The sequence below is a fragment of the Rummeliibacillus sp. TYF-LIM-RU47 genome, assembly GCF_008638315.1.
Classification (GTDB): Bacteria; Bacillota; Bacilli; order Bacillales_A; family Planococcaceae; genus Rummeliibacillus; species Rummeliibacillus stabekisii.
On the sequence record NZ_VVIR01000002.1, the window covers coordinates 251,029 to 257,123 of the forward strand.

6 protein-coding genes and 1 rRNA gene are annotated in these 6,095 nt (G+C 38.4%); 4 read left to right on the forward strand and 3 right to left on the reverse strand.

The features are described 5' to 3' along the window. The first annotated feature begins 59 nt into the window (after positions 1–59). Together F0527_RS12620 and F0527_RS12625 are read left to right on the forward strand one after the other, a co-directional pair. Positions 60–1,265: an ornithine--oxo-acid transaminase gene (locus F0527_RS12620; protein WP_150285129.1), complete on the forward strand. Its 1,206-nt coding sequence runs from the start codon at positions 60–62 to the stop codon at positions 1,263–1,265. 98 nt (positions 1,266–1,363) lie between these two features. Further along, complete coding sequence (locus F0527_RS12625; protein WP_066791906.1) at positions 1,364–2,608, forward strand: Glu/Leu/Phe/Val family dehydrogenase; 1,245 nt, start codon at positions 1,364–1,366, stop codon at positions 2,606–2,608. 52 nt (positions 2,609–2,660) lie between these two features. Here F0527_RS12625 and F0527_RS12630 read toward each other — a convergent pair whose 3' ends face one another. The 3 genes from F0527_RS12630 to F0527_RS12640 form a co-directional block, all read right to left on the reverse strand. Further along, positions 2,661–2,912 carry a DUF378 domain-containing protein gene (locus F0527_RS12630; RefSeq protein WP_066789153.1) on the reverse strand — a complete coding sequence of 84 codons (252 nt, stop codon included), beginning with the start codon at positions 2,910–2,912 and terminating at the stop codon, positions 2,661–2,663. 94 nt (positions 2,913–3,006) lie between these two features. Then, positions 3,007–3,987, reverse strand: coding sequence for a cation diffusion facilitator family transporter (locus F0527_RS12635; protein WP_150285130.1), 981 nt, complete (start codon positions 3,985–3,987; stop codon positions 3,007–3,009). 12 nt (positions 3,988–3,999) lie between these two features. Continuing rightward, entirely contained in the window at positions 4,000–4,731 is a 732-nt protein-coding gene (locus F0527_RS12640; RefSeq protein ID WP_066789149.1) for an MgtC/SapB family protein, read from the reverse strand. A gap of 121 nt (positions 4,732–4,852) precedes the next feature. Here F0527_RS12640 and F0527_RS12645 point away from each other — a divergent pair, with 121 nt between their 5' ends. Beyond that, positions 4,853–5,770 carry a DMT family transporter gene (locus F0527_RS12645; protein WP_150285131.1) on the forward strand — a complete coding sequence of 306 codons (918 nt, stop codon included), beginning with the start codon at positions 4,853–4,855 and terminating at the stop codon, positions 5,768–5,770. Between the two features lie 239 nt (positions 5,771–6,009). Then, positions 6,010–6,095: ribosomal RNA gene (locus F0527_RS12650) — 16S ribosomal RNA — on the forward strand; the annotation flags it as partial.

Genomic DNA, 6,095 nt, shown 5'->3' on the forward strand with positions numbered 1-6,095 from the left:
CCTGCTTCCTTCTAAAAGAGGATTGTAAGCGCGTTCACTCAAACAAGGGGGAAAAAGAAATGACAACTACTTCAACTACATCAAGCAAAATCATTGCTCAAACAAATGAATATGGTGCAAAAAACTATATGCCACTACCAATCGTTATTTCCGAAGCGGAAGGTGTATGGGTTAAAGATCCAGAAGGCAATAAATATATGGATATGCTTTCTGCTTATTCTGCAGTGAACCAAGGGCATCGCCACCCGAAAATCATTGAAGCACTAAAAGAACAGGCAGATCGTGTAACATTAACTTCACGTGCGTTTCACAGTGATCAATTAGGCCCATGGTATGAATTGGTAAGTGAAATGACTGGCAAAGAAATGGTATTGCCAATGAACACAGGTGCTGAAGCAGTAGAAACAGCATTCAAAGCTGCTCGCCGCTGGGCATATGATGTGAAAGGTGTAGAAGATGGCAAAGCAGAAGTAATTGCTTGCAACGGCAATTTCCATGGACGTACTATGCTAGCTGTATCTTTAACATCAGATCCTGAATACCGTCGTGGTTTTGGTCCATTGCTACCTGGTATAAAATTAGTTGATTACGGTGATCTAGAAGCACTAAAAGCAGCTATTACACCAAACACAGCTGCATTCATTATTGAGCCTATCCAAGGGGAAGCGGGTATTATCATCCCTCCAGCTGGTTACCTAAAAGCTGCTCGTGAACTTTGCCGTGAAAATAACGTTCTATTTATTGCGGATGAAATTCAAGCAGGTCTTGCACGTACAGGTAAAATGTTTGCTTGTGAATGGGAAGATGTAAATCCTGATATGTACATTTTAGGTAAAGCTTTAGGTGGCGGCGTATTCCCAATTTCTTGCGTAGTAGCAAATAAAGAAGTATTAGGCGTCTTCAACCCAGGGTCACATGGTTCAACATTCGGCGGTAATCCAATGGCATGTGCAGTATCAATCGCATCACTAAATGTATTGCTTGACGAAAAACTTGCAGAACGTTCATTAGAATACGGCGAATACTTCATGGATGAATTGAAGAAAATTGATCATGACGACATCAAAGAAGTACGCGGACGTGGTTTATTTATCGGTATGGAATTAACTACAGAAGCTCGACCTTACTGTGAAAAGCTAATGGAATTAGGGCTGTTGTGCAAAGAAACACATGACACTGTAATCCGTTTTGCGCCACCACTTGTTATTACAAAAGAAGAGCTTGACTTTGCTCTTGAAAAAATTCGTGAAGTCTTCAAAAAATAAGAAAATAATAGTAAACTTTGAAGTAGAACTATGTTACAATGTTTGCACCTAGAACTACACTAACCATTATTATGAATAAAAGAGGCGAAAAAAACAAAATGGCTGAAAATCTTAACCTGTTTACATCTACACAAGCAGTGATCCAAGAAGCACTTCAAAAATTAGGATACGACGAATCAATGTACGAACTTCTAAAAGAACCGCTTCGTATGCTTGAAGTACGTATCCCCGTAAAAATGGATGATGGTTCTGTTAAAGTATTTACTGGCTATCGTGCGCAACATAACGATGCCGTAGGACCAACAAAAGGCGGTGTTCGCTTCCATCCTCAAGTTTCAGAGGAAGAAGTTAAAGCTTTATCTATGTGGATGACTTTAAAAGCAGGTATTGTTGATCTACCTTATGGTGGTGGTAAAGGCGGAGTTATCTGTGATCCACGCCAAATGTCTATGGGAGAAGTAGAACGTTTAAGCCGTGGCTATGTTCGTGCGACGAGCCAAATCGTTGGACCGACAAAAGATATTCCGGCTCCGGATGTATTTACCAACTCACAAATCATGGCATGGATGATGGATGAATATAGCCGTATGGATGAATTCAATTCACCTGGCTTTATCACAGGAAAACCAATTGTTCTTGGAGGTTCGCAAGGCCGTGACCGTGCAACAGCTCAAGGCGTAACAATTGTTATCGAAGAAGCTGCAAAACGCAAAAACATCGATATTAAAGGCGCCCGTGTTGTAATTCAAGGTTTCGGTAACGCAGGTAGCTTCTTAGCTAAATTTATGAGTGACTTAGGTGCAAAGGTAATTGCTATTTCAGATGCATACGGTGCTTTACATGATCCAGAAGGTTTAGATATTGATTATCTATTGGATCGCCGTGATAGCTTTGGTACAGTTACAACTTTATTTGAAAATACAATAACAAACCAAGAATTGCTTGAATTAGATTGTGATATCCTTGTGCCTGCAGCTATTGAGAACCAAATCACTGCTGACAATGCGCATAATATCCAAGCTAAAATTGTTGTAGAAGCAGCGAATGGTCCTACAACAACAGAAGCAACAAAAATTCTTTATGACCGCGGCATCTTATTAGTTCCAGATGTATTGGCTAGTGCTGGTGGCGTAACAGTATCTTACTTTGAATGGGTACAAAACAATCAAGGTTACTACTGGTCAGAAGAAGAAGTAAATGAAAAATTGCTTAAGAAAATGGTTGAAGCATTTGATAATGTCTATAATGTTGCAGAAACTCGCAATATTGACATGCGTTTGGCTGCATATATGGTAGGTGTGCGAAAAACTGCTGAGGCTTCACGTTTTAGAGGCTGGGTATAAATATAACAAAAGGAGAACATTCATTATATGTTCTCCTTTTTATATTGCAAATTTACATGTTTCTGATTGGGCGTACATTGTCTTTTTTTACAACGCGATAGTTTCGTCTTTCTGAAACAAAGAACATACTTAAACTAATAAGCCCAGCAATCGCCACAAGAGTATAAATTGCTCGTGCACCAAAACTTTGTTGCCCTGCGCCAAATAGTGTTGCTACTACATCAAATTGGAAAATACCGATTAGGCCCCAATTAAGAGCACCTATAACTGTCACTAGAAGTGCAAATTTTTGTAATCCGCTCATTCAGTTCACCTCCACTACTAGTTTGTTGCATTAAGCATGAAATAATTCACATTTAAAACAAAAAAATACGAGAAGAAAATTTCTTCTCGCATTCTTAGCTTAGAGCATCAGGCCGTTCGCCAATATGCTTCCAGTCTTTCACTTCATTATCTTCGTCAAATGAGACAGTTACCTTTGAGACATTTTTTTGCGATAACAGTATATCAACTAAATGATCTCGTATATCATCCACATATGCAAAGCTTAAAGTAGGATCCACCTCAGCGATCAATTCAACATGAAGTGATTCGCCTTCCTTCACTACTTCTAACTGTTTAATATCTCTTATATTTGGATCATCTAATACAAGATAAGCGATATGGTTTAACATTTCCTCATCTGTTTCACCAATGACTCCTCGCGCGTTTTCAAGGAATACAACGCCCACTACATAGAACATCATCAGGCCGATAAGGATGGAAGCGATACCTTCCGCTTGCATAAACCCTGTAGTATGGGATATTACAACAGATAAAAGAGCGAGAACTCCGCCAGATGTTGCGACTAAATCCTCCATAAACACTAACTTTGTTGCTGGTCTTGCACTTGAAAGGTGTGTAAAAGCCTTTGGGATAGCTGTCATAGCATTTACTTTTGTACCTGCATCATGGGCAATTTCCTTAGATGCTTTTAAAAGAACTGATCCTTCCAACACGATACCAATCAATAACACAATCACACTAATCCAAACTTTTGAGGATTCGACGGGATGTGTGATTTGGTGCCAGCCTTCTATTACCGTCTCATATGACAATATGCCGACGATAAGGACAGCACCTAAACATACAAGATTGACCAATCGTCCAAAGCCTTTTGGGAATTGCTTAGTTGGCGATTTTTTAGATAGGGCAGAGCCGATAAAAACAAAGAATTGGTTGGCTGCATCGCCCAAGGAATGCATCGTTTCTGCAAACATAGCTACGTTTCCTGTGAACACATAAGCAATTAATTTGATGATGCCTAAGAACAAATTCACAAATGCTGCGAGTAGGGAAGGTTTATTCCCGTGCTTTAAAAGTTTCCATAAATCTTTCATCAAAGAACTCCTTTAAGACAGTATTTCAATTTCTACTTCTTCTGTATAAGGAAGTTTTTTTATGTCGCTGTATAACGAAAGGGTATCAAGTTTTTTAGATATGCTAGAACAGCGTAATGTTACTTGATGCTGTAATTCATTATTGGACAATCGTACATCCTTTATACAAAGATGATCTATCTCCATCTCACCGTCTTTTAAATATTGTAAAACATCTTTTATATTTTGTGCATCTCTTAAGTATAGCGTGATAAAAATATCTTTAGCACGAAGTCGTTTTGGTCCTATTTTAAAGAAGAGGGGAGCAATACCCTCCACGCCAATTAAAACGATTACGACTGCAATAATGGCTTGCAAATAGAAACCAGCCCCAACGGCGATACCAATCCCAGCTGCACCCCATATCATGGCAGCGGTTGTAAGCCCGCTTATATTGTCGTTGCCTTTACGTAAAATAACGCCTGCCCCTAAAAAACCAATACCGCTCACGATTTGTGCTGCAAGCCGTAATGGATCCATATTAATATTGACGCCTGGTACTGGCCTTGTATTAAAAACGGCTTCAATGGAAACGACAGTCAGCAAACAACTGAACGTTGATATCACTAAGCTGGTTTTTAATCCAACAGGTTTTTTCTTTAATTCCCTTTCAATGCCTATTCCTAAACTTAATGTAGCGGCAATAATTAATTTAATAATCGTCTCATAGGAGAGAGATTGCTCAACGAGTGAATATGAATACATGATAGTCTCCGCCTTTCCAAAAATACCTTGTGAATATAGTAGATTAATGTAAGAATAATAGATATCGTATAATTACAAAGAGAGTAATACTTCTTAGTATAACAGCTTGGGGTTGAGTCATTTGAACAAAGAAACAGTACGTCCATTAATCGCAATAATGATTGGAGTTATTTCCGTCTCTACTTCTGCGATCATGGTAAAATTAATTGAAGCAGATTCAGGGATTATTGCTTTTTATAGAATGCTTTTCTCTGTCTTATTAATGGCTCCTGCTTTTTTAATACGCAATTTGCACGAACTTAAAACCATTCAAAAACGAGATTGGCTTTTTTCGATCATCGCTGGCGTGTTTTTAGCCTTCCATTTTATCCTATGGTTTGATTCGTTGCGCTATACATCGGTAGCTAGTTCCACGGTGCTCGTTACTTTACAGCCACTATTTGCTATAGCTGGCACTTTTATTTTCTTTAAGGAACCTATTTATCTTAAAACAGTGATTGCTGGACTTATTGCCATCATAGGCAGCGTCCTTATAAGCTGGGGAGACTTTAAAGTAGGTGGACTGGCCTTTTATGGTGACCTATTGGCACTTATTGCTTGTGCTTTGGTTACAGGATACATGTTATTTGGCCAAGAAGTTCGCAAAAGAGTTTCGCTGACTACTTATACTATACTTGTTTATACAACAAGTGCTGTAACGTTGTTATTTTATAATTTAATAAGAGGAGAGTCATTTGGCCATTATTCAGCTATGACATGGTTTTGGTTCTTAATGCTAGCAATCGTCCCGAACTTACTAGGGCATAATCTGTTTAACTGGGCACTGAAATGGGTCTCTGCAAATGCTATTTCAATTGCAATCTTATTTGAGCCAGTTGGTGCATCTATCCTTGCCTACTTTGTTTTCAAAGAAAGTTTGACAGCTACACAGGTTTTAGGAGGAATCATTGTTATTCTCGGTATTACATTGTTTGTAATTGATATTTCAAAGGTGAAGAAAATTATTTCAAAAAAACTATTGATTACTGAAAAGAAATAAGTTATAGTAAGTAATGTCGTTAAGACGTTCACCACTTTTGAATAAAAAGTATTTTAAAAAAGTAGTTGACTCGATCTTGCGATAATGATAAGATATTAAAGTCGCTAAGTTGATAGCGAGATGAACCTTGAAAACTGAACAAGCAAGATGTTAATCATTTAAACTTACTAACAACTGTTAGTTTTAAAGTCATCATCGTAAAGATGATGCGCTAGTGAAATTTTGAGCAATCAAACACTTTTATGGAGAGTTTGATCCTGGCTCAGGACGAACGCTGGCGGCGTGCCTAATACATGCAAGTCGAGCGAATGACGAGGAGCTTGCT

What these genes read in the sequence shown, in the direction of transcription:
- F0527_RS12625 (WP_066791906.1), top strand. Translation starts at nt 1,364, where the DNA reads ATGGCTGAAAATCTTAACCTGTTTACATCTACACAAGCAGTGATCCAA.
- F0527_RS12620 (WP_150285129.1), top strand. Translation starts at nt 60, where the DNA reads ATGACAACTACTTCAACTACATCAAGCAAAATCATTGCTCAAACAAAT.
- F0527_RS12630 (WP_066789153.1), bottom strand. Translation starts at nt 2,912, where the DNA reads ATGAGCGGATTACAAAAATTTGCACTTCTAGTGACAGTTATAGGTGCT.
- F0527_RS12635 (WP_150285130.1), bottom strand. Translation starts at nt 3,987, where the DNA reads ATGAAAGATTTATGGAAACTTTTAAAGCACGGGAATAAACCTTCCCTA.
- F0527_RS12640 (WP_066789149.1), bottom strand. Translation starts at nt 4,731, where the DNA reads ATGTATTCATATTCACTCGTTGAGCAATCTCTCTCCTATGAGACGATT.